The 19,132-nt window shown below is 71.1% G+C and carries 22 protein-coding genes and 3 pseudogenes; 10 read left to right on the forward strand and 15 right to left on the reverse strand.

The window, feature by feature from the left end; all coding sequences use genetic code 11:
- Positions 1–479: ATP-binding protein (locus AB0N07_RS39745; RefSeq protein WP_365843836.1), on the reverse strand; the 479-nt coding region annotated here is incomplete at its 3' end.
- A 254-nt stretch (positions 480–733) separates the two neighbouring features.
- Between AB0N07_RS39745 and AB0N07_RS39750 the strand changes: the two genes are divergently transcribed.
- Positions 734–856, forward strand: a complete 123-nt coding sequence (locus AB0N07_RS39750) for a hypothetical protein (protein ID WP_365843838.1) — start codon at positions 734–736, stop codon at positions 854–856.
- A 121-nt stretch (positions 857–977) separates the two neighbouring features.
- Here the strand turns inward: AB0N07_RS39750 and AB0N07_RS39755 are convergent, their stop codons facing one another.
- Positions 978–1,397 (reverse strand): DUF6777 domain-containing protein, encoded by a 420-nt coding sequence (locus AB0N07_RS39755; protein ID WP_365843840.1) that lies wholly within the window; start codon positions 1,395–1,397, stop codon positions 978–980.
- Between AB0N07_RS39755 and AB0N07_RS39760 the strand changes: the two genes are divergently transcribed.
- Positions 1,356–2,633 carry a streptophobe family protein gene (locus tag AB0N07_RS39760; protein WP_365843842.1) on the forward strand — a complete coding sequence of 426 codons (1,278 nt, stop codon included), beginning with the start codon at positions 1,356–1,358 and terminating at the stop codon, positions 2,631–2,633. The genes AB0N07_RS39755 and AB0N07_RS39760 overlap by 42 nt on opposite strands.
- 53 nt (positions 2,634–2,686) lie before the next feature.
- Positions 2,687–3,103 carry a nuclear transport factor 2 family protein gene (locus AB0N07_RS39765; protein ID WP_365843844.1) on the forward strand — a complete coding sequence of 139 codons (417 nt, stop codon included), beginning with the start codon at positions 2,687–2,689 and terminating at the stop codon, positions 3,101–3,103.
- A gap of 178 nt (positions 3,104–3,281) precedes the next feature.
- Here AB0N07_RS39765 and AB0N07_RS39770 read toward each other — a convergent pair.
- From AB0N07_RS39770 to AB0N07_RS39785, 4 genes and pseudogenes are all read right to left on the reverse strand, one after another.
- Positions 3,282–3,651 (reverse strand): annotated as a pseudogene (locus AB0N07_RS39770) (protein kinase); the annotation flags it as partial.
- Between the two features lie 42 nt (positions 3,652–3,693).
- Positions 3,694–4,034 (reverse strand): annotated as a pseudogene (locus tag AB0N07_RS39775) (hypothetical protein).
- Complete coding sequence (locus AB0N07_RS39780) at positions 4,034–6,373, reverse strand: FHA domain-containing protein (RefSeq protein ID WP_365843846.1); 2,340 nt, start codon at positions 6,371–6,373, stop codon at positions 4,034–4,036. Before AB0N07_RS39780 ends, AB0N07_RS39775 begins: the two are co-directional and overlap by 1 nt.
- 59 nt (positions 6,374–6,432) lie before the next feature.
- Positions 6,433–6,843, reverse strand: coding sequence for a hypothetical protein (locus tag AB0N07_RS39785; protein WP_365843848.1), 411 nt, complete (start codon positions 6,841–6,843; stop codon positions 6,433–6,435).
- Between the two features lie 323 nt (positions 6,844–7,166).
- On the opposite strand from AB0N07_RS39785, the gene AB0N07_RS39790 reads away from it, so the two are divergent.
- Positions 7,167–7,550: a nuclear transport factor 2 family protein gene (locus AB0N07_RS39790; RefSeq protein WP_365843850.1), complete on the forward strand. Its 384-nt coding sequence runs from the start codon at positions 7,167–7,169 to the stop codon at positions 7,548–7,550.
- Positions 7,551–7,620: 70 nt separating this feature from the next.
- A complete protein-coding gene (locus AB0N07_RS39795; protein WP_365843852.1) occupies positions 7,621–7,953 on the forward strand; it encodes a DUF1905 domain-containing protein in 333 nt (110 codons plus the stop codon).
- Here the strand turns inward: AB0N07_RS39795 and AB0N07_RS39800 are convergent.
- On the reverse strand, positions 7,898–8,815 hold the full coding sequence (locus AB0N07_RS39800) for an AraC family transcriptional regulator (RefSeq protein ID WP_365843854.1): 918 nt from the start codon (positions 8,813–8,815) through the stop codon (positions 7,898–7,900). The two genes, AB0N07_RS39795 and AB0N07_RS39800, sit on opposite strands and share 56 nt — an antisense overlap.
- Before the next feature lie 101 nt (positions 8,816–8,916).
- Here AB0N07_RS39800 and AB0N07_RS39805 point away from each other — a divergent pair, with 101 nt between their 5' ends.
- Entirely contained in the window at positions 8,917–9,900 is a 984-nt protein-coding gene (locus tag AB0N07_RS39805; RefSeq protein WP_365843856.1) for an oxidoreductase, read from the forward strand.
- On the opposite strand, the gene mgrA is transcribed toward AB0N07_RS39805, so the two are convergent.
- Positions 9,890–10,882, reverse strand: coding sequence for an L-glyceraldehyde 3-phosphate reductase (gene mgrA, locus AB0N07_RS39810; RefSeq protein ID WP_365843858.1), 993 nt, complete (start codon positions 10,880–10,882; stop codon positions 9,890–9,892). The two genes, AB0N07_RS39805 and mgrA, sit on opposite strands and share 11 nt — an antisense overlap.
- A gap of 138 nt (positions 10,883–11,020) precedes the next feature.
- Here mgrA and AB0N07_RS39815 point away from each other — a divergent pair, with 138 nt between their 5' ends.
- Complete coding sequence (locus AB0N07_RS39815) at positions 11,021–11,914, forward strand: LysR substrate-binding domain-containing protein (protein ID WP_365843860.1); 894 nt, start codon at positions 11,021–11,023, stop codon at positions 11,912–11,914.
- A gap of 17 nt (positions 11,915–11,931) precedes the next feature.
- Entirely contained in the window at positions 11,932–12,447 is a 516-nt protein-coding gene (locus AB0N07_RS39820) for a DUF664 domain-containing protein (protein ID WP_365843862.1), read from the forward strand.
- On the opposite strand, the gene AB0N07_RS39825 is transcribed toward AB0N07_RS39820, so the two are convergent.
- A complete protein-coding gene (locus tag AB0N07_RS39825) occupies positions 12,429–13,499 on the reverse strand; it encodes an adenosine deaminase (protein WP_365843864.1) in 1,071 nt (356 codons plus the stop codon). The two genes, AB0N07_RS39820 and AB0N07_RS39825, sit on opposite strands and share 19 nt — an antisense overlap.
- A gap of 46 nt (positions 13,500–13,545) precedes the next feature.
- Entirely contained in the window at positions 13,546–13,938 is a 393-nt protein-coding gene (locus AB0N07_RS39830; RefSeq protein ID WP_365843866.1) for a VOC family protein, read from the reverse strand.
- A gap of 289 nt (positions 13,939–14,227) precedes the next feature.
- Here AB0N07_RS39830 and AB0N07_RS39835 point away from each other — a divergent pair, with 289 nt between their 5' ends.
- Positions 14,228–15,325: a bile acid:sodium symporter gene (locus tag AB0N07_RS39835; RefSeq protein ID WP_365843868.1), complete on the forward strand. Its 1,098-nt coding sequence runs from the start codon at positions 14,228–14,230 to the stop codon at positions 15,323–15,325.
- A gap of 48 nt (positions 15,326–15,373) precedes the next feature.
- Positions 15,374–15,832, forward strand: a complete 459-nt coding sequence (locus AB0N07_RS39840; RefSeq protein WP_365843870.1) for a pyridoxamine 5'-phosphate oxidase family protein — start codon at positions 15,374–15,376, stop codon at positions 15,830–15,832.
- Positions 15,833–15,880: 48 nt separating this feature from the next.
- Here the strand turns inward: AB0N07_RS39840 and AB0N07_RS39845 are convergent, their stop codons facing one another.
- The 5 genes and pseudogenes from AB0N07_RS39845 to AB0N07_RS39865 form a co-directional block, all read right to left on the reverse strand.
- On the reverse strand, positions 15,881–16,786 hold the full coding sequence (locus AB0N07_RS39845; RefSeq protein ID WP_365843872.1) for an aldo/keto reductase: 906 nt from the start codon (positions 16,784–16,786) through the stop codon (positions 15,881–15,883).
- Positions 16,787–16,861: 75 nt separating this feature from the next.
- A complete protein-coding gene (locus AB0N07_RS39850; protein WP_365843874.1) occupies positions 16,862–17,572 on the reverse strand; it encodes a chitinase in 711 nt (236 codons plus the stop codon).
- Positions 17,573–17,756: 184 nt separating this feature from the next.
- Positions 17,757–18,044, reverse strand: a pseudogene (locus AB0N07_RS39855) (diguanylate cyclase); the annotation flags it as partial.
- Between the two features lie 59 nt (positions 18,045–18,103).
- On the reverse strand, positions 18,104–18,769 hold the full coding sequence (locus AB0N07_RS39860) for an SRPBCC family protein (protein ID WP_365843876.1): 666 nt from the start codon (positions 18,767–18,769) through the stop codon (positions 18,104–18,106).
- The gene (locus AB0N07_RS39865; RefSeq protein ID WP_365843878.1) at positions 18,750–19,127 is read right to left on the reverse strand and encodes a metalloregulator ArsR/SmtB family transcription factor; all 378 of its coding nucleotides are present in this window, start codon (positions 19,125–19,127) and stop codon (positions 18,750–18,752) included. Before AB0N07_RS39865 ends, AB0N07_RS39860 begins: the two co-directional genes overlap by 20 nt.
- Positions 19,128–19,132 lie beyond the last annotated feature (5 nt).

Raw genomic sequence — 19,132 nt, forward strand, 5'->3', positions numbered from 1 at the left:
TCGACCAGGGAGACGGGACCTACAAGATCCGTAACGTGCCCCACGACGGCCGACACCCGCTTGCCGACCGGCACCCGCTCCACGGTGACCTGCCTCGCCAGGACATGGACTATCTCCAGGCCGTGGCGGCCGACGCGCTCGGGATCGCGCGGGAAGCGGCGCGGCAGGGCCTCGCTGCTGTCGTACACGCACACCGTGATCGAGGTGTCCGTGCCTTCGAGCTCCAGGATGTACGGCCCGTTGCTGTGCCGGTCCGCGTTGGTGACCAGTTCGCTCACGACCAGCAACACCTCGTCCTCGATGCGGTCGTCGATCTTGGCGCACCACTCGGTGCGGAGACGGCCCACGAAGTGTGCGGCGAAGGACCGGGCCTCGGCGATGCATCCCGGTTCGCCGGTGTAGTGCGCCGCCCGCCGTAGCGGTTCCACGGGCACGTCGAAACCAGTCGGTACCACTGCCCCGCCCACGTGCTCGATCATGCATGTCTCTCTCGGAAGCCGGCCTGGCCGGACGCTGCTGCATCAGTGCTGCTACCCCGAGCCGCGCCCGGCAGTCCCCGTCCGGGCTGATGTGTCCGCTAACACGTGGAACGCCGGTCATGTGGTGCTCGACTCCGGAGCACTGTACGTGCCGGTGTCCCCGGGTGACGCCGGTTCGGTCGTCCCGGGCTCGGTGGAGGGTGGTTCGGAGCTCGGCGACGGGACGGACGGCGAGGTCGACTTAGGGGCTCGGCGTGCCGGTGCTCGTGCCGGGCGAGGAGGCGCACGTGGACGACGGCGACGAGGGGGCCGTCGGCGTGGACACGCTCACCGACGGGGAGGGCTTGACCGGCGGCTCGGTGCGGTGGTCGTGGTGACCGGTGTCGCCCCCGGTACCGGGAGATCCATTCGCCGTGGTCGGGGTCGTGGAGGACGCAGATGTTGATGATCTGCGGTGGGGGGTGAGAGCACGGAGGTAGGCCGGGACCCTGGAGGGGGTCACGCCGGCGACCGAGGCGAACGCCGTGTTCTTCGGCGGGCCGCCTGGAGGGCCTTGATCTGGCGCTCCACGTCGCAGCCGGAGAGGTTGCGGGTGCCGCCGTACAGTCCGATCGCCCCGCCGCCCACGGCCCGTACCGCGTTGCCTGGCGCCGATCCGGTGGCGAAGGTGTGCCGCTGCCCGGTGGCTGCGAGGGTGGGCCCGAGGGCGGCTGGGAGGGGCCCGAGAGCGGTCCGGAAGGGGGGCCTGTGGGGCGTCCGGAGGACGACGGTTCGAGGCTCACGAGTTCGTCTTCCCGATGCGGTTTCCTGCGGCCTGCCGACGCGGACGGCCCTCCCGGCGGGCGGGGCGCGCGGGCGCTGCTTAGCGTGGCGAGGGTGAGCCCGCGAACCCCCTCCGACCTGGCCGTCGCCCGCCATGGCTGGGTGCAGGCCGTGGCCGGGGTGCTGGCCGCGCTGATCGTCATGGGCATCGTGGCGGGCCTGGGGTTGTGGGCGGCCGGGGCGGCGGATCTTCCGGACGGCGCGTTCCCGCGGGTGGTCGCGGCGACGGTGGTCACGGCCGTCGGCGGCACGATCGAACTGTCGGGGAACGCCGGTGCGCTGGCCCGGTCCGCGGCCGGCCTGACCGTGATCCCACTGTCGGTGACGCTGGCCGGGGCGCTCGTCCTCGCGGCGGGTTTCCTGCGGCCGCTGCGGCACCGGGCGGTCGCCGGCGCCCCGGAGCTGGCCGGGTGGGCCGCCCGGGTTGCCGTGGTGTGGCTGCTGGCGCTGCTCGGCCTGGCCCTGGGCGCCCGCCAGACCTTCGCGGTCGACCTCGGCAACGGGAACCTCGGCGCCATCGGCGACCTGTTCGGCGTCGCGCCGAAGGTCGGCTTCAGGACCGATGTGCCGCTGACCCTGTGCTTCGGTGTGCTGTGGCTGGCGGGTGTACTGGTGCTGACGCTGCTGGTCTCGCGCGGCGCGCCGCTGCCGGGTCGGCTGCTGCGCTTCCAGGAGTCGGTGCGCCCGGCCGCGTACGCCATGGTCGTGCTGCTGCTGGCGTATGTCGTCCTGGGTGTCGTCGTCGCACTGGTCGTCGCGGTGACCCGCGGCCACTCCAGGCAGACTCTCGCGGTGATCCTGCTGGGCCTGCCGAACCTGGTCTGGCCGGCGCTCACGCTCGGTCTCGGTGCCACCTGGACGGGGCGCGTGCAGGGGCCGTTCGGGCTGCCCATGCCGCATGTCCTCGACGAGGTGCTGCGCACCAAGGAGATCTCCACGCTCAACCTCGGCACGCTCGCCGAGCACGACGGGCGGGTGTGGTGGCTGGTGGCCGTCGACGCGGTGCTTCTGCTGGCCGCCGGGTTCGTTTCGGCGGCGCGCTCCCCGGCGCGGATGCGGGCCTGGCAGCACGCCCTGCACATGGCCGTCGCCCTCGCGCTGACGGTGCTCATGATCTGCCTGGTGGGCCGGGTCGACGCGCACTACGGGCTGTCTCTGCTCGGCGTCGGGGACCTTGGCGGGGGTCTGTCCGGAGACCTGTACCTGAAGCCGAAGGTGTGGACCGCGCTGGGCGTGGCCGTGCTGTGGGGGCTGGTGACCGGTTTCCTCGGCGCGCTGCTGGCGCGGCCGGTGCGGCGGCGGGGGAAGACCGAAAAGGAGTGGGAGACATGATGCCGTCCGTGGCAGTGTCCGGTCAGTCGAGGTGCCGAGGGGAAGGGAACGCCATGGCGTTGGCTCTCGAAGACCGTCTGGCCGTCACCGAGTTGATCGCCCTGCACGGCCATCTGGTCGACGGCGGGGAACTCGACCGCTGTGACGAGGTGTTCACCTCGGACGTCGTCTACGACCTGTCGGACTTCGGCCAGGGCGAGGTCATCGGCCTCGCTGCCGTCAAGGAGGCCGCGCTGGCGCTGGGCGCGAAGAACCCGGTGGCCCATCACGTGACCAACGTGGTGATCGAGGAGGCGGCCGACGGCCGGGTCCGTGCCCGCTCCAAGGGGCTGGGGATCATGACGGACGGCTCATGCGGGTCCGTGACGTACGAGGACGTCGTGGTGCGCGTGGACGCGGGCTGGCGCATCAGCCGGCGCAAGGTCGTGGCACGCCGCGTGCCGCTCGGCGGGCTCGGTCAGGAGCCCTGAGCCGGCCACGCCCTGAAGGGGCGCGAGGCTGCGTTGAAACGTCACCGCACCTCCCGCGGAGCGCTCAGCTCCGGCCCCGGAGGACCGGCTCGGTCCACTTCGGTGGGCGGGTGGTCGGTGCCCGGGGCGGCGCCGGTCACGGCACCGCGCAGGGCGGCGACGAATGCGAGGAGGCGAACCCGTAGACGTCGCAGTGCCCGTCGACGGGCCGGCCGGAGATCTGCTCCGGGCCACGTAGCCGAGGGTGCCGACGAACTGGACGACGGTCGTGAAGCCGGTCAGGGACAGGGACCTCTTCGTCAGGCCGAAGTCGGTGAGGTAGGCGTGCTCGGGTGGTCGCTGTCTGTGCCGTGGGCGACCAGGATGTTCCCGGGTTTCACGTCCCGGTGCACCAGTCCGTAGTCGTGGGCGGAATCCAGCGCGGAGGCGATCTGCGCGGCGATCCGCAGCGCGGGCACGGGCCCGAGCGGGCCCCGCCGGTCGAGGAGATGACGCAGGTCGCTGCCTTCGACGTAGCGCATGGCGATGTACAGGACGCCGTCGGTCTCGTAGAGGTCAGTTCGGAGGGCCGGCCCGAGAACAGGCTCGTGTCACGGGCCATCGGGAGTCACGACCTGCGTGGGGGCGTGGCCGGGACCGGCCGGTGCGGCGCGGGATCCGTCGTCGGTGGCGTACGTGCTCAGGTGCTTCCCGTCGCCGTACACCCACCGTCCCTGCTCCGTGTCGTACAGCCACACGGACTCGCCGTCGAGGCCGCCGCGGGCCACTTCCTCGACCGCGTTGCGGTAGCGGCGACCAGACAGCGGCCGTCGACCCAGGCGGACCAGCCGTTGGCGCACAGCACATGCCCCCAGTCGCCGCGCCGCTCGACGAGTTGGACCGGCAGCAGTGGGTCGAGGGGCACGGTGGGCCGGAAGCCGGGGGGCGCCATCACGACTTCCGCATCACGGTGGGTTCGTGCCGGCGCAGCAGCCGGGAGACGGCGAAGCAGAAGACCGCCGAGAGCACCACCAGCATGGCGACGTTCAGCAGCCAGACCCCGGCCGAGTGCTTGAACAGCGGATCGCCGGTCAGGTCGCCGGGCACGATCCGCGCCAGGCCTACGGCGCCGGCCATCGCGCCGAGCGCCCACCGTGAGGGCACCAGCCAGGACAGCTGCTCCAGACCGGGCACTCCGTGGAGTTTCAGGAGGGCGCCGCAGAAGACGACCTGGACGATGGCGAGCAGCACCAGCAGCGGCATCGTCACCTCCTCCTTGCGCACCAGCGCCGACACCAGCAGCCCGAGTGTCATCGCCGTGAATGCCAGCAGGGCGACGGCGACGGTGATTTCGACAAGGGGCGGCATCAACACGCCCTGGCCGCCGGGCGCGTTGAGGTCGACGCCGAGGAGGGCCACGAGGGTGAGCACCACGGCCTGCAGGACCGTGATCGTGCCCAGGACGACGACCTTCGACATCAGGTACGCCGATCTGGACAGGCCCACGGCCCGCTCGCGCCGGTAGATGGTGCGTTCCTTGACGAGTTCGCGCACGGCGTTGGCCGCGCCGGTGAGGACTCCGCCGACGCACAGGATGAGCAGTGCGTTCATCGCAGTCGCCTGTGTGAGCCTGCTGCCGGCCAGGGCGCGGGCCATGGCGCCCATCACGAACGGCAGGGCGATCATGATGGCGAGGAAGGTGCGGTCGGCGCCGAGCGTGGCGGTGTAGCGGCGCACCAGCGTGCCGAGCTGGGCGCCGCGGCTGCGGGGCCTGGCGGGCGCGGTGATCACGACCGGGCCCGAGCGGGGTACGCGGGGCTGGGCGGTGGCTTCGGTGACGTAGTGTCGGTGGAAGGGCGAGAAGAGGTAGTCGCCGCCCCAGTCGCGGTCGTCGTGTTCGAAGGCCTCGAAGGCCTCCGGCCACTGTTCGAAGCCGAAGAAGGCGAGGGCGTCCTCGGGCAGGCCGTAGTAGGCGATCCTGCCGCCGGGTGCGAGCACCAGGAGCCGGTCGCACACGTCGAGGCTGAGCACGCTGTGGGTGACGACGATGACGGTGCGGCCGTCGTCGGCGAGGCCGCGCAGCATGTGCATCACCGAGCGGTCCATGCCGGGGTCGAGGCCGGAGGTCGGTTCGTCGAGGAAGAGCAGCGACGGCTTGGTCAGCAGCTCCAGGGCCACGCTGACCCGCTTGCGCTGCCCGCCCGAGAGGCGGTGCACCGGCTGGTCGGCACGCTGCTCGAGGCCCAGTTCGCGGATGACCTCGTCGACCCGGGCCCGGCGCTCGGCCTTCGCGGTGTCCTGCGGGAAGCGCAGCTCGGCGGCGTAGGACAGGGCGCTGCGGACGGTCAGCTGGGCGTGCAGGATGTCGTCCTGCGGGACCAGCCCGATGCGCTGGCGCAGCTCGGCGTAGTCGCGGTAGAGGTCGCGGCCGTCGTAGAGGACCGTGCCGTGGTCGGCGGGCCGCTGCCCGGTGAGGGCGTTCAGCAGCGTGGACTTGCCGGCGCCGCTCGGGCCGACGACCGCGAGCAGGCACTTCTCCCCCACCGGGAACGACACATGGTCGAGCAGGGTCTTGCGGCCGTGGTCGACTGCGACGGTGAGGTCCTGCACGTCGAGGGATATCTCGCCGGTGTCGACGTACTCCTGCAGCTGGTCGCCGACGAGGCAGAACGCGAAGTGGCCGATGCCGACGATGTCGCCGGGGCCGATGGTGGCGGTGGTGACGGGTGAGCCGTTGAGGAAGGTGCCGTTGTGGCTGCCGAGGTCGGCGATCTCGTAGCTGCCGTCGGGCAGGGCGCGCAGTTCGGCGTGGTGCCGGGAGATCACGAGGTCGTCGACGACCAGGTCGTTGTCGGCGGCGCGGCCGATGCGGACGGTGCGGGTGGGCAGCGGCCGTACGGTGGTGGGCCGGCGGAAGGTTCCGGTCAGGCCGGGCATCGACACCGCGGAGGGACGCTCGGGAACCAGTGCCGGGAGGCTGACGAGGACGGCGCACGGGCCGTCGGAGGGGTTGCCGAAGCGGATGACGCTGCCGGGGCCCACGCCCCACTCGTGGATGCGGAGGCCGTCGGCGAAGGTGCCGTTGGTGCTGTTCTCGTCCTCGATGGTCCAGTGGTCGGCCTCGGGACGCAGTACCGCGTGGTGCCACGAGACCCGTGCGTCGTCGATGACGATGTCGCTCAGCGGGTCGCGTCCGACGTGGTAGTCGCGGCCCGGGCTCATCACCGTGGAGCCCGTCTCGGTCTCCAGGACGAGTTCGGGCGCAGTCGGCGCCATCGGCCGCTCTGCCATGACGAGAATTCTACCGATTCGTCCATATGTGCGCCCGGTGTGGCGGGCGCCACCGACGCTCAGCCGACGGGCAGGACGAGCGTCGGAATGGTCCGCTGCATACGCAGGGCGTCGACGGACTCGGCCAGCAACTCGTACTCGGTGGTCTCGTCACTGGTCGCGATCCGCACCAGGTGCCCCGCGGCCAACTCGTCGGCGACCAGCTCCTGTTGGGCGATATTGGCGCACCACGAGCGCAGTACGGCCGGTACGTCGGGCACGGTGTCGGCGACGGGGACGAGCGAGCTCGGCGGGAAGTGCTCCGCCTCCGGCTGGGGGTCGAGACGGTCGGCGATCCAGTTGGCCCGGTCGCGCAGCCACCACAGGGCGAGGGCGAGCGTGGGAGCCCGGTACGTGCCTAAAGGCACACCGATACGCTCGCCTCCGCAGGTCCCGTAAGCCGTGACATGGCATAAGAACTCGTCGTGCACGTTCGCTCCCCCGCTGCTCGCTCGCCTCTCGGCCGGCCTCGCTTTCGGTGCGGCTCATGTGCTGTGCGTGATGGCGTCTGCGCTCGCCGTGAAGTTCCCTGACTGTTGAGTATGTTCACTACTGAACCACTGTCACCACGACTTTCCGGCCAGTCTCCTGGCATATTCACAGGGGTAGTTGGCCGAAATGCTGCCACTGCCCCATTACCCGAGGGGTAATCGACGGTCCCGCACGGGCCGGGCATGGTGGTCGTACCGGGTCGCCGCAACCGCGGATCCGGGTCCTGACCAGCAGCTACGACCTCGATGGAGGCTGATTTCCCATGTCCGCGAACACCGCCCGTCACGAGAACGCCGTCGCCCGCTACTTCGAGGCCTGGAACGCGGGCGAGCCGGAGGCGCTGGCGAAGGCGGTCGCTGCCGCCTGGGCGACGGACGGCACCTACACCGACCCGCTCGCGGCCGTCAGCGGCCACGACGAGATCGCGGCCCTGATCACCGCGGCGCACGGGCAGTTCCCGGGTTTCGCCTTCCGGCTGACCGGCGCCGTGGACGGCCACCACGACACGGCGCGTTTCTCCTGGGAGCTGGTGAGCGAGGCCGACGGCTCGGCGCCGGTGGCCGGCTTCGACGTGATCACGCTGGACGCGGACGGCCGTATCCGCTCGGTGCTCGGTTTCCTGGACCGGGTGCCCGCCGGGGCGTGAACTGCGCGATGAGTTTCCGCGCTCGCGGCGGTCTCTTCGGTAGGTGACCACCGCGAGCGGAGGAGCAATCATGACCACGACCACCGAGCTGGACGAAAGGTTCACTGCCGTCCTGCGCAAGAGCCCGAACGACTGCGGCTGGACCCATCTCGTCTGGCCGAAGAGCGTCGAGTTCTTCGGCACCCGTGGGCTCGTCAAGGTCCGCGGCACGATCGACGGGCACTCCTTCCGCAGCTCGTTCATGGCCTTGGGCGACGGCACGCACAAACTGCCGGTGAAGGCCGAGCTCCGCAAGGCCATCGGGAAGGGCGAGGGCGACCGGGTGACCGTGCACCTGGAGGAACGGCTCAGCTCCTGGCCGACTCCCGGTAGCGCCGGGGCGCGACGCCGACCGACCGCTTGAAGGCGTTGCTGAAGGCGCTTTCGGAGGTGTAGCCCACGGAGCGGGCGAGGGCCGCGACCGGAGCCGTGTCCTGGCGCAGGGCGCGGGCGGCCAGGCTCATGCGCCAGTTGAGCAGGTACGTCAGGGGCGGCACCCCGGCCGCCTCCTTGAACCGTACGGCGAAGGTGGTCCGCGACATCGAGGCCGCCCTGGCCAGCTCCTCGAGCTGCCAGGGATGTCCGGGGTCGCCGTGCATCAGCCGCAGGGCCGGGGCGAGCCGCTCGTCGGCCAGGGCCCGCAGCCAGCCGGACGGCAACCCGTCGGACTCGCTGAGGCAGACCCGCAGGACCTGCACGAACATCAGCTGCGCGAGCTGATCCGAAGCGAACTCGACTCCGGCCCGGCGGGTCTTCATCTCCCCCACCAGCTGATCGATCAGCCAACGCAGCACCGGCGCCTCCGCCGCGTCGGCCCGCACGTGGATCAGCTCGGGCAGGGCCCGGCGCAGCAGTTCTCCGCTGTCCCGGCTCAGGTCGATGTGCCCGGAGACGCAGGCGACCTCCTCGCCGTGGCCGAGCCTCGCCATACGCGTGCCGGGCTCCATCGAGACGTCGCCGGAGTCCAGCGGCTCGACGCCGAGCGCGCTGCACAGCACGTATGACTGCCGCCCGTCGGAGACGACCACGTCCCCCTCGGACAGCTTCACCGGCTCCCCGCCGCCCTCGCGGACCAGCAGACAGCCGCCCCGCACGACGGCGTTCACCTTGAGCTTGTCGCGTCCGCGCAAGCGGATCGCCCAGGCACCGCCGGCCGTGAAGCCGCCGGAGAACACACTGCGGGCGTCGGCGACTGCGAGGGCGTCGGAGAGCGGATCTGCGGACATGCTCGAACTATCACGCAAGTAATGCGGATTCTCAAGCATTCATCGTACGGATCTCCGACTCTACGTTGGTCTGGTCGGCTCACGTTGAGGAGATACGCACCATGGCCACCGCACAGCATCCCCTGCCCTCCGGCTTCGGCGCCGCGACCACCGCGGAGGAGGTGATCAAGGGGATCGACCTGACCGGCAGGGTCGCGATCGTCACCGGGGGTTACTCCGGCATCGGGCTGGAGACGACCCGGGTCCTGCGGGGCGCGGGCGCCGAGGTCGTCGTACCGGCGCGCGACCTGGAGCGGGCCCGGACGGCGCTCAAGGACGTGCCGGGGGCCGAGGTGGAATACCTGGACCTGCTGGAGCCGGCCTCGATCGACGCCTTCGCGGAGAAGTTCCTGGCGTCCAGGCGCCCGCTGCACGTCCTGGTCAACAGCGCCGGGATCATGGCGACGCCACTGACCCGGGACGCACGCGGCTACGAGGTGCAGTTCGCCACCAACCACCTGGGGCACTTCCAGCTGGTCGCCCGCCTGTGGCCCGCGCTGGTCGCGGCCGGCGGGGCGCGCGTCGTGACGGTGTCCTCACGGGGCATCCGCTTCGGCGGCATCGGCTTCGACGACCTGCACTTCGAGCACCGGCCCTACGAGCCGTTCGCCGCCTACGGCCAGTCGAAGACGGCCAACGCGCTGTTCGCCGTGGAGCTGGACCGGCGCGGGCGGGCCGAGGGCGTACGGGCCTTCTCCGTGCACCCGGGGATCATCATCGACACGGGCCTGATCAAGCACATCGACCCGGAGATCGTCCGGGCGTCGGGCACGGTCGACGACGAGGGCAGGCCCATTATCGATCCCGAGCGTCAGTGGAAGACGGTGCAGCAGGGCGCGGCCACCAGCGTCTGGTGTGCGACCAGCCCCCAACTCGCCGACACCGGCGGGGTCTACTGCGAGAACTGCGACATCAGCCCGCTGGTGACCCCCGAGACCGAGGCAGCCTGGTACGAGAGCGAGCAGACGCCCGGCGTCCTGCCGGGTGCCGTCGACCCAGAGGCGGCCGCCCGCCTCTGGGAGGTCAGCGAGCGTCTTACGGCTTGACGATCTCGTCGATGCGGGCCAGTTCGTCGGCGTCGAAGTCCAGGTTGCGGGTGGTCGCGACGCTGTCCTCGATCTGCTGCGCGCTGCTGGCACCGACCAGTGCGGAGGTCACCCGGCCGCCGCGCAGCACCCAGGCCAGGGCCAGCTGGGCGAGGGTCTGGCCGCGGCCCTTGGCGATCTCGTCGAGGGCGCGCAGCTTGCCGACCAGGTCCGCGGTGACCGCGTCCGAGTCGAGGAAGGGGCTGTCGCTCGCCGCCCGCGAGCCCTCCGGGATGCCGTCGAGGTAACGGGAGGAGAGCAGGCCCTGCTCCAGCGGGGAGAAGACGATGGAGCCGACCTGGAGCTCGTCGAGGGCGTCCAGGAGACCCTCCTCCTCGGGACGGCGGTCCAGCATCGAGTAGCGCGGCTGGTGGATCAGCAGCGGGGTGCCCAGCTCACCGAGGATGCGGGCGGCCTCGCGGGTCTGCTCCGCCGAGTAGTTGGAGATGCCGACGTACAGCGCCTTGCCCTGCTGGACCGCCGAGTGCAGGGCGCCCATCGTCTCCTCCAGGGGAGTCTCCGGGTCGGGGCGGTGCGAGTAGAAGATGTCGACGTAGTCCAGGCCCATCCGCGCAAGGCTCTGGTCGAGCGAGGACAGCAGGTACTTGCGGGAGCCCCACTCGCCGTACGGGCCGGGCCACATCAGGTAGCCGGCCTTGGTGGAGATGACGAGCTCGTCGCGGTACGGAGCGAAGTCCGCCTTCAGGAACTCACCGAGCGCGGACTCGGCCGCGCCGGGCGGCGGGCCGTAGTTGTTGGCCAGGTCGAAGTGGGTGACGCCGAGGTCGAAGGCGCGTCGCAGGATGGCCCGCTGGGTCTCGACCGGACGGTCGGGACCGAAGTTGTGCCACAGGCCGAGCGAGATCGCGGGGAGCTTCAGGCCGCTGCGTCCGGTGCGCCGGTAGGGCAGGTCCGCGTAACGGTCGGGGTGTGCGGTGTACAACGCGACTCCAGAGGGGTTGGCACACGGTTTTCGGATTCCCCTGACTTCAGGGAACCCGGCACCCCATATCTTTCGCGACCTGCGGGCAGCGGTCCAACAGGAGAATGCGATGGGATTGAGCGGATAGGCTTCTCAATTATGGAACTGCGCCATCTCCAGCACTTTGTCGCGGTCGCCGAGGACCAGCATTTCACCCGGGCGGCAGAACGGCTGATGGTGTCCCAGTCGGGGCTGTCGGCCTCGATCCGGGCGCTGGAGCGGGAGTTGCAGACCCCGCTGTTCGTACGGACGACCCGCCGGGTCACGCTCACGGAGGCCGGGCGGGCGCTGCTCGGCGAGGCGGAGCGGATCCTGGCGCAGGTGCGGTCCGCGCACGAGGCGGTCGCCGCCGTGCAGGGCGTGCTGCGCGGCACGCTCGCGCTGGGCACTGAGCAGTGCATCGCGGGGGTGCATGTGGCGGGGGTGCTCGCCGCGTTCCGGCGACGGCATCCGGATGTGGAGATACGGCTGCGGCAGGCCGGCTCGGGCGCGCTGGCGGAGGAGGTCGCAGCTGGGCGCCTGGACCTGGCCTTCGCCTACCGGACGCAGGCGGACACCGACCAGCTGCGCTCGGTGTCGCTGACCGGTGAGCCGATGACGGTGCTGTGCCATCCCACCCACCGTCTGGCGACGGGCGGCGCGGCGGTCACGCCGGAGGAGCTCGGCGGGGAGGTCTTCGTGGACTTCCACCCGGACTGGGGGCCGCGCCGCACCACCGACACGGCCTTCGCGGCGGCGGGCGTCAGGCGCACCGTGGCACTGGAGGTGAACGACGTGCACAGCCTGCTGGACCTGGTCGACGAGAACCTCGGCATCGCGGTCGTGCCCCGGCACTTCCGGCACAAGCGGGAGGCGCTCACCGCCCTGCCGGTGAAGGGCACCGGCGAGGCGGTCTACGAGACGGTGGCCCTGCTCCCGCCGCCGCAGGCGACCAGTCCCGCGGCCCGGGCGCTGATGGCACTTCTGGAGCAGGGCACGCACGAGGGTGCGTAATGCGCGATGGTGGATGCATGCATGCCAAGGACATCCTCATCGACGGGTTCAACCGCATCCAGGAAGAAGTCCACGCAGCCGTCGAGGGCCTCGGCCCCGACGACCTCAACGCCCGCCCCTACCAGGCCGGCAACTCCATCGCCTGGCTCGTCTGGCACCTCACCCGGGTCCAGGACGACCATGTGGCCGACGCCTTCGGGCTCGACCAGGTGTGGCTCACCCAGGACTGGGAGAAGCGCTTCGGGCTGGACCTCCCGCGCCACGACACCGGCTACGGGCACAGTTCCGCCAAGGTGGCCAAGGTGCGGGTCGACTCCGGCAACCTGCTGACCGGCTATTACGACGCCGTGCACGGGCAGTCCGTCGGCGTCCTGCGCGAACTGACCGCCAAGGATCTCGAGCGCATCATCGACGAGAACTGGGATCCGCCGGTCACCCTGGGCGTGCGGCTGGTGAGCGTCCTGTCCGACGACCTTCAGCACATCGGACAGGCGGCCTATCTACGGGGGCTGCTTCAGAGCGCAGCGTCGTAGCCCGGCAGGACGACGTCCTCGATGAGGGCCCTGCGCTCGTCGAACGGGATGAACGCGCTCTTGAGCGCGTTGACCGTGACCGTGCGCAGGTCCTCGACCGTCCAGCCCGCCTGCTCCACCAGCAGCGACATCTCACGGGTCATGGTGGTGCCCGACACCAGGCGGTTGTCGGTGTTCAGCGTGACACGGAAGCCGAGGTCCTTCAGGGCCGTGATCGGATGCTCGGCGATCGACGTGGCGCACCCGGTCTGCAGGTTGGAGGTCGGGCACATCTCCAGGGCGATCCGGCGATCGCGGACCCAGCCCGCCAGCCGGCCCAGCTTGCCGTCGACGATGTCCTCGGTCAGGCGCACGCCGTGGCCGAGGCGCTGGGCGCCGCAGATCTGCAGCGCCTGGTGGATGCTGGGCAGGCCGAACGCCTCGCCGGCATGGATGGTGAAGGGCACGCTCTCGCGGCGCAGATGCGCGAAGGCGTCCAGGTGGTCGGCGGCCGGGAAGCCGTCCTCGGCGCCGGCGATGTCGAAGCCCACGACGCCCGCGTCACGGAAGGCCACCGCGAGGTCGGCGGCCTCCCGCACCCGGTCGAACATCCGCATGCCGCACAGCAGGGTGCCCACCCGCACCGGGGTGCCCGCGGCAGCGGCCTTGGCCATGCCGGCGGCGAGACCTTCCTGGACGGTCTCGACGACCTCGGCCATGGTCAGCTCGCCGTTGGTGTTCAGCTCGGGGGCGTAGCGCACCTCGCCGTACACGACACCGTCGGCGGCCAGGTCGAGCACGTACTCCTCGGCGGCGCGCAGCAGGCCCTCGCGGGTCTGCAGCACGGCGAGGGTGTGCTCGAAGGTGGCGATGTAGCGCACCAGGTCACCGGAGTCGGCGGCCTCGACGTACCAGGCGGCCAGCTCGTCCGGGTCGGTGGTGGGCAGGGTGTGGCCCGCCTCGGCCGCGAGTTCCACCACGGTGGCGGGGCGCAGGCCGCCGTCGAGGTGGTCGTGCAGGACGGCCTTGGGCAGGCGGCGGATCACTTCGGCGTCTACGCGCGTTGCAGTCATGGCGGGTCTTTCCTTGAGCGGTGGTTCTTGGCGGGGCGGAGGGTCGTCAGTCGGCGGGCTGGAGCAGGTCCCAGCGGTTGCCGTACAGATCCTGGAAGACGGCGACGGAGCCGTAGGGCTCGTGGCGCGGCTCCTCCAGGAAGGTCACACCGGCGGCGAGCATGCGGGCGTGGTCGCGGGTGAAGTCGTCGGTGTGCAGGAAGAACCCGACGCGCCCGCCGGCCTGGTCCCCGACCCGGGCGCGCTGCGCCTCGTCCTTGGCGCGGGCCAGCAGCAGGGCGGTGCCCGGGGCCTCGGCGCCGGGCTGGACGACGACCCAGCGGGAGCCGTCGGGCCGGGACGTGTCCTCGACGAGCCGGAAGCCGAGGGCCTCGGTGTAGAAGCGGATCGCCTCGTCATAGTCGTCGACGACGAGGGTGACCAGGGCAATGCGTCTCATCGGGGCCTTTCGCGAGGTCGGAGGGTGGTTGACGGGTGAGGTTATACGTAAAACCTGGGGTACGCCAGTCGGTCTCTGTCGCCGCGGTCGTCTACAGTTCAGTAGACCGTCTACATCTCTGTAGTCGCTCGGTCGCGGCAGGCTGTCGCGCCCGCACCGACCACACGAAAGGGGCAGCCCACCATGACCGCAGGGCCCCGCGCACACACGCACGCGAACACCCCGGTGGGCCGCTTCGCGATACCGGCGCTCCTTCTCCGCCCCAGCCCCACGACGGAAGAGCGCCGCCATGAGCCTTCGACTCGCGAAGACCACCGCCGATCACCAGCCGCGACCGCCCCGGCGACCTCGCGCATCGGCCCTGATCCGGCGCCATCTCGGGGCAGCGATCGTCCTGGCCTACGCGGCCGCGGCGCTGCTGCCCGCTCCCGGCCTGTGGCTGCGGGACCCGCACCCGATCGGCATCCCCGGTCTCGCTGAACTCACCCTGAGGACACCGCAGTTACTCCTCGCGCTGGTGCTGTTCAGCGCGGGCCTCCAGGTGCCGCTGCGCGAGTTGCGGCTGCTGCTGAGGCGCCCGGCCGCGCTGGTCGCCGGGCTCGTGCTGCACGTGGTGGCGCCCTTGTTGATCGTTCCCGGGGTCGCGTTCGCCCTGCGGCACTCCCCCGACCAGGACGGCGGCAGCGGCATGGTCGCCGCGATGATCCTGATCGTCTCCATGCCGGTGGCGGCCGGGGCGACGGTGTGGACCGCCAAGGGGGGCGGCGACCAGCCGACGGCTGTCGGACTGGTCCTCGCCTCCACGCTGGTCAGCCCGCTGACGGTGCCGTTGACCCTGGCGGTGCTGTGCCCGCTGCTGCGCGGCGAGTACGCGGGCCGACTGGCCGACGCGGCGCAGACCGCCGGGCACGCCTTCGCGCTCACCTCGGTCGTGCTGCCCTGCGGCGCGGGTCTGTTGTGCCGGCTGCTCCTGCCCCGGCGAGCGTCGGAGGGGCTCGTCGGCGCGGCCGTCGCCGTGGCCCTCCCGGCCTCCCTGCTGCTGACGTATGTGAACGCCAGTGGCGTGCTGGGGCCGTTCCTGCGTCATCCGCGCCCGGCGCTGCTGGCCGGCGCACTGGCCGTCGCGGCGACGGTGTGCGGGCTGTCCTTCACGCTGGGGCGGATCGCCGCCCACGCCCTGCGGCTGGATGCGAGAGCCGGCGCGTCCGTGACGCTGGCCTGCGGGATGAACAACAGCAGCGCCAGTGCCGTGCTCATCACGACGACGCTGCCCGACCGTCCGCACATCCTGCTGCCGGTTCTGGCGTACGGGCTGCTGCAGAAGGTGGCGGCGGGGCGGGTGGTGCGCGGGTTCGGTTCCAGAAGAGAAGGAGGCCTACGGACTTAGGACTGCGGCCCGAGGTGCGATGCGGGACGCGCCGGTAGCGTCCCGGGCATGAAGATCACCGAGCCGCCCCGCAGCGTCGAACAGCGCAAGCAGGACGTACTGGCCCGACTGGCGCGGGAGTCGGGCATCTGGGTCGCCACCGCCGACGAAGGCGGGCTGCCGTGCCTGGTGGCACTGTGGTTCGCCTGGGACGGGGAGTCGGTCTGGATGTCCACCCGGGTCACCAATCCCACGGGCCGCAATCTGCGCGACGGCGGGCGCACCCGGCTGGCGCTCGGCGACACGCAGGACGTGGTGCTCGTCGACGGGCACGTGGAGACGTTCACCGGGCAGGACGTGCCGGCCGCGGCGGCCGACGCGTTCGTGGCGAAGACGGGGTGGGACCCGCGCCAGGACAGCGCGTCGTACGCCTTCTTCCGGGTACGGCCGCGTGACCTGCAGGCCTGGCGAGGAGGGCATGAGCTGCCCGGGCGGCATCTGATGCGGGACGGCGTATGGGCGGCCTGAGACGACTGGGCACGGCGGCTGAGGGGCCCCGCCAGGGGCCCCTCGACCTCAGTCGGCCTTGCCGTGCAGGGCGTCGAGTCGCTCCAGCTCGTCCGTGGTGAGACGGAGCGCTCCTGCTGTCACGTTCTCGGCCAGGTGGCCGGGGTCGCCGGTGCCGGGGATGGCCAGGACGTGCGATCCCTGGTGCAGCGTCCAGGCGATGCGGACCTGGCTGGGGCTCGCCTCGTGGGCGCGGGCGACGGCGAGCACTTCCTCGTCGTACGTGGTGCTCGCGCCCTTGGCGCCGCCGTCGCCCGCCACGGCGAAGAACGGTACGAAGGCGATGCCCTGTTCGTCGCAGAGGCGCAGGACTTCGTCGGTGACGGGGTCCCGGTGTTCGAGCCCGTACCGGTTCTGCACGCACACCACCGGCGCGATGGCCTGCGCCTCGGCAAGATGCCGGGGCTCGACGCCGGAGATGCCCAGGTGCCGGATGAGTCCCGCCTCGCGCAGCTCGGCCAGCGCGCCGAAGTGCTCGGCGATCGACTCCTGCTCGGTGCGACGGAAGTTGACGACGTCGAGGTGGTCGCGGCCGAGCTGGCGCAGGTTCTCCTCCACATGACCGCGCAGCTGGTCGGGGCGGGCCGGACTGCCCCACTCCCCCCGGTAGTTGCGGTAGGGGCCGACCTTCGTGGTGATGACGAGGTCGTCCGGGTACGGGGCCAGCGCGCTGTTGATGATCTCGTTGGCGGACCGCAGCTGGGAGAAGTAGAAGGCCGCGGTGTCGATGTGGTTCACGCCGAGCTCGATCGCCTGGTGCAGCACGGCGATCGAGCGCCCGCGGTCGCTCGGTGTCCCGTGGTGGAAGGCGGCGCTGCCCGTCAGCCGCATCGCTCCGAAGCCGATGCGGTTGACGGACAGGTCGCCGAGTTTCCACGTTCCCGCAGCGTCCGCGGTGATCGTTTGGGAGGTCATCGGCGGAGTGTCGCACACGCGGGGCGCGCCGACGCGGGGACTTTGCGGATATGTGTACGAAGGTGAGGGCGTCGCTCAGCAGTAGAGGTTGTTGCCCGGGGTGACGCCGAGGATGGCGGTGATGCGTTGGTAGGCGTCGACGCGGCTTTGGACCTGGGCGGGGTTTTTGCCGTCGCATTCCAGGGAGCCGTTGATGGAGCGGATGGTCTGGCCGAAGCCGGCGCTGTCGACCATGGCGTTGTGGGGGGTCATGGTGCCGGGGCCGGACTGGGTGTTCCAGTACCACAGGCCGGTCTTCCAGGCCACGGAAGCGTTCTGCTCCACCTGCCAGGGGTTGTTCAGGAGGTCGATGCCGAGGGCGTCGCCGGCGGCCTTGTAGTTGAAGTTCCAGGACAGCTGGAGGGGGCCGCGGCCGTAGTAGGCGGCCTGGCCGGCCGGGCAGCCATAGGGCTGGTTCCAGTCGCAGTAGGTGGGGTAGTTGGCGGTGTTCTGCTCGACGACGTGGACGAGGCCGCCGGTCTCGTGGCTGACGTTGGCCAGGAAGGCGGCGGCCTCCTGCTTCTGGACGGTGTCGCTGCCGGTCGCGGCGAAGCCGGGGTAGGCGGCCACTGCCTCGGTCAGTCCGCTGTAGGTGTAGAACGAATTCCGGTTCGGGAACATCTGGTCGAACTGCGACTCACTCACCACGAAACCGGCGGCGGAGGCAGCGGGGGCCGGCTGGAGCGCCAGGGCGGCGCCTGCGAGGGCGAGCGAGGACAGGAGCGCGGTGATGCGGCGCCTCGACAAGGGATCAACTCCTTTGCGGAGCACGGCCGCTCCCGGACAAGGGCAGGCTCGCGCCCGGCCTCGAGCGCACGCGCCGGTCGTCGGACCGGCCACGGCGTGGGGGCGGCCGTGGTGGGGGGTGTGACGCACACTCAACCGCTTTGGTCTGTACCAGTCAAGGGTATAGACCAGTCAATCGCCGGCTCCGACCGGCAGTTTGCATCAAGGCGCCGTGCAGCGCGGTGAGGCCGCCGAGGTCGGCCAGGGTGCCCGCGAACACGTTGACATGCAGGGGCAGCAGCGCCTCCTTGCGAGCGGCCGCCCGCACCACCAACTCCGCCAGCCGGTCGTCGAGTTCGGGGTCTCGACGGGCCTCGGCCAGGATGTCGCCGGTCTCCGGGCGGGCGAGTATCTCCAGCCCTGCGACCCCTCAGGTGGTCGGGTTGACCACGGGCCGGAAGGCGAAGCGGAGAGTGTCCCTCCAGGAGTACACGGGAGCATGGCGTGCCGTGCACGCCGGACCTTCTCCGGGAGGGGGCCGGACTCCTGCCGTCAGCTCGCGCCCCCTTCGGCCGGGGCGCCGCCCTCCCCCGCTCCGGTGTAGGCCGCCGTGGTCCGGTCCGCTGCCTCGCGGGCCGTTTCCTCTTCCTCGCCGCCGGCGAGGTTCGCCTCGTACCAGGCTTCGCTGCTGGCCGTCATGAAGCGACGGCCCTCGTCCGAGCCCATCCAGGCCATGAACTTCTTCGGGTCGACGGCCGCGCCACCGCTCGCCAGGTGCAGGGAGAGGCCCCGGACCATCAGATCCCATCCCACACCGACGGCACCCGGCCCGAACTCCGCCCATTTTGTGTCGTCGACATGGGCGATGTGCTCCAACTGGAAGCGTGTACCGGCCTCTTCGGGGGTCAGGTGCAGCTCGATCCAGCTGACCTCGCCGCCGTACTCCCAGGTCGCGGAGAAGCTCTTGGGCGGGTCGCAGCGCTCGATCACACCGCCCGCGTTGCCTTCGAGCTGATAGCGGCCTCTGAGTCGCATTTCTCCCGTCACGGGCAGGAGCCAGCGGGGGATGCGCTCGGGGTTCGTACAGGCGTCCCACACGTCGTCGAGCGGGGCGTCGTAGGTCCGGGTCACGGTCACGACGCGCGCCCCGCCCGCCTTGAAGGTGCGCCGGCCGACCTGCCGGCGCACGTCGCTGATGTCATGGGTCACGTCGGTCATGGGTACTCCTCGGGGTTTCGTCGGCATCCCGAAGTCGGCGCGCGCGTCTGCCGCGCGCCAGTTCGGTGGCCAGGGCGTCCAGATGCGGGGTCCAGAAGCGGCGGAAGCGGTCGAGCCAGGCGTCTATGTCCCGCAACGGCTCGACGTCGACCGCGTACAGCCGCCGGGTCCCTTCGGGGCGGACGGTCGCGAACCCGTTGTCCCGCAGCACCTTCAGATGCTGCGACACTCCGGGCTGCGAGATCCCGAACTCCTCCCCGATGACCTCGCAGAGCGCTCCCGAGGTCATCTCCCCACCGGCCAGCAGCTCCAGGATCCGCCGGCGTACCGGGTCCCCGAGCACATCGAAGGCGTGCATGCCCG

It is taken from the genome of Streptomyces sp. NPDC051172, assembly GCF_040682555.1.
In the GTDB taxonomy this organism is placed as follows: Bacteria; Actinomycetota; Actinomycetes; order Streptomycetales; family Streptomycetaceae; genus Streptomyces.

Bases quoted from the DNA above. Each gene is read 5' to 3' on its own strand.
- AB0N07_RS39845 (WP_365843872.1), bottom strand. From the start codon at position 16,786: ATGACCTCCCAAACGATCACCGCGGACGCTGCGGGAACGTGGAAACTC.
- AB0N07_RS39860 (WP_365843876.1), bottom strand. From the start codon at position 18,769: ATGACCGACGTGACCCATGACATCAGCGACGTGCGCCGGCAGGTCGGC.
- AB0N07_RS39830 (WP_365843866.1), bottom strand. From the start codon at position 13,938: ATGAGACGCATTGCCCTGGTCACCCTCGTCGTCGACGACTATGACGAG.
- AB0N07_RS39765 (WP_365843844.1), top strand. From the start codon at position 2,687: ATGGCGTTGGCTCTCGAAGACCGTCTGGCCGTCACCGAGTTGATCGCC.
- AB0N07_RS39820 (WP_365843862.1), top strand. From the start codon at position 11,932: ATGCATGCCAAGGACATCCTCATCGACGGGTTCAACCGCATCCAGGAA.
- AB0N07_RS39835 (WP_365843868.1), top strand. From the start codon at position 14,228: ATGAGCCTTCGACTCGCGAAGACCACCGCCGATCACCAGCCGCGACCG.
- AB0N07_RS39825 (WP_365843864.1), bottom strand. From the start codon at position 13,499: ATGACTGCAACGCGCGTAGACGCCGAAGTGATCCGCCGCCTGCCCAAG.
- AB0N07_RS39815 (WP_365843860.1), top strand. From the start codon at position 11,021: ATGGAACTGCGCCATCTCCAGCACTTTGTCGCGGTCGCCGAGGACCAG.
- AB0N07_RS39865 (WP_365843878.1), bottom strand. From the start codon at position 19,127: ATGCACGCCTTCGATGTGCTCGGGGACCCGGTACGCCGGCGGATCCTG.
- AB0N07_RS39755 (WP_365843840.1), bottom strand. From the start codon at position 1,397: ATGGCGGGCGACGGCCAGGTCGGAGGGGGTTCGCGGGCTCACCCTCGC.
- AB0N07_RS39840 (WP_365843870.1), top strand. From the start codon at position 15,374: ATGAAGATCACCGAGCCGCCCCGCAGCGTCGAACAGCGCAAGCAGGAC.
- AB0N07_RS39780 (WP_365843846.1), bottom strand. From the start codon at position 6,373: ATGGCAGAGCGGCCGATGGCGCCGACTGCGCCCGAACTCGTCCTGGAG.
- AB0N07_RS39805 (WP_365843856.1), top strand. From the start codon at position 8,917: ATGGCCACCGCACAGCATCCCCTGCCCTCCGGCTTCGGCGCCGCGACC.
- AB0N07_RS39800 (WP_365843854.1), bottom strand. From the start codon at position 8,815: ATGTCCGCAGATCCGCTCTCCGACGCCCTCGCAGTCGCCGACGCCCGC.
- AB0N07_RS39795 (WP_365843852.1), top strand. From the start codon at position 7,621: ATGACCACGACCACCGAGCTGGACGAAAGGTTCACTGCCGTCCTGCGC.
- AB0N07_RS39790 (WP_365843850.1), top strand. From the start codon at position 7,167: ATGTCCGCGAACACCGCCCGTCACGAGAACGCCGTCGCCCGCTACTTC.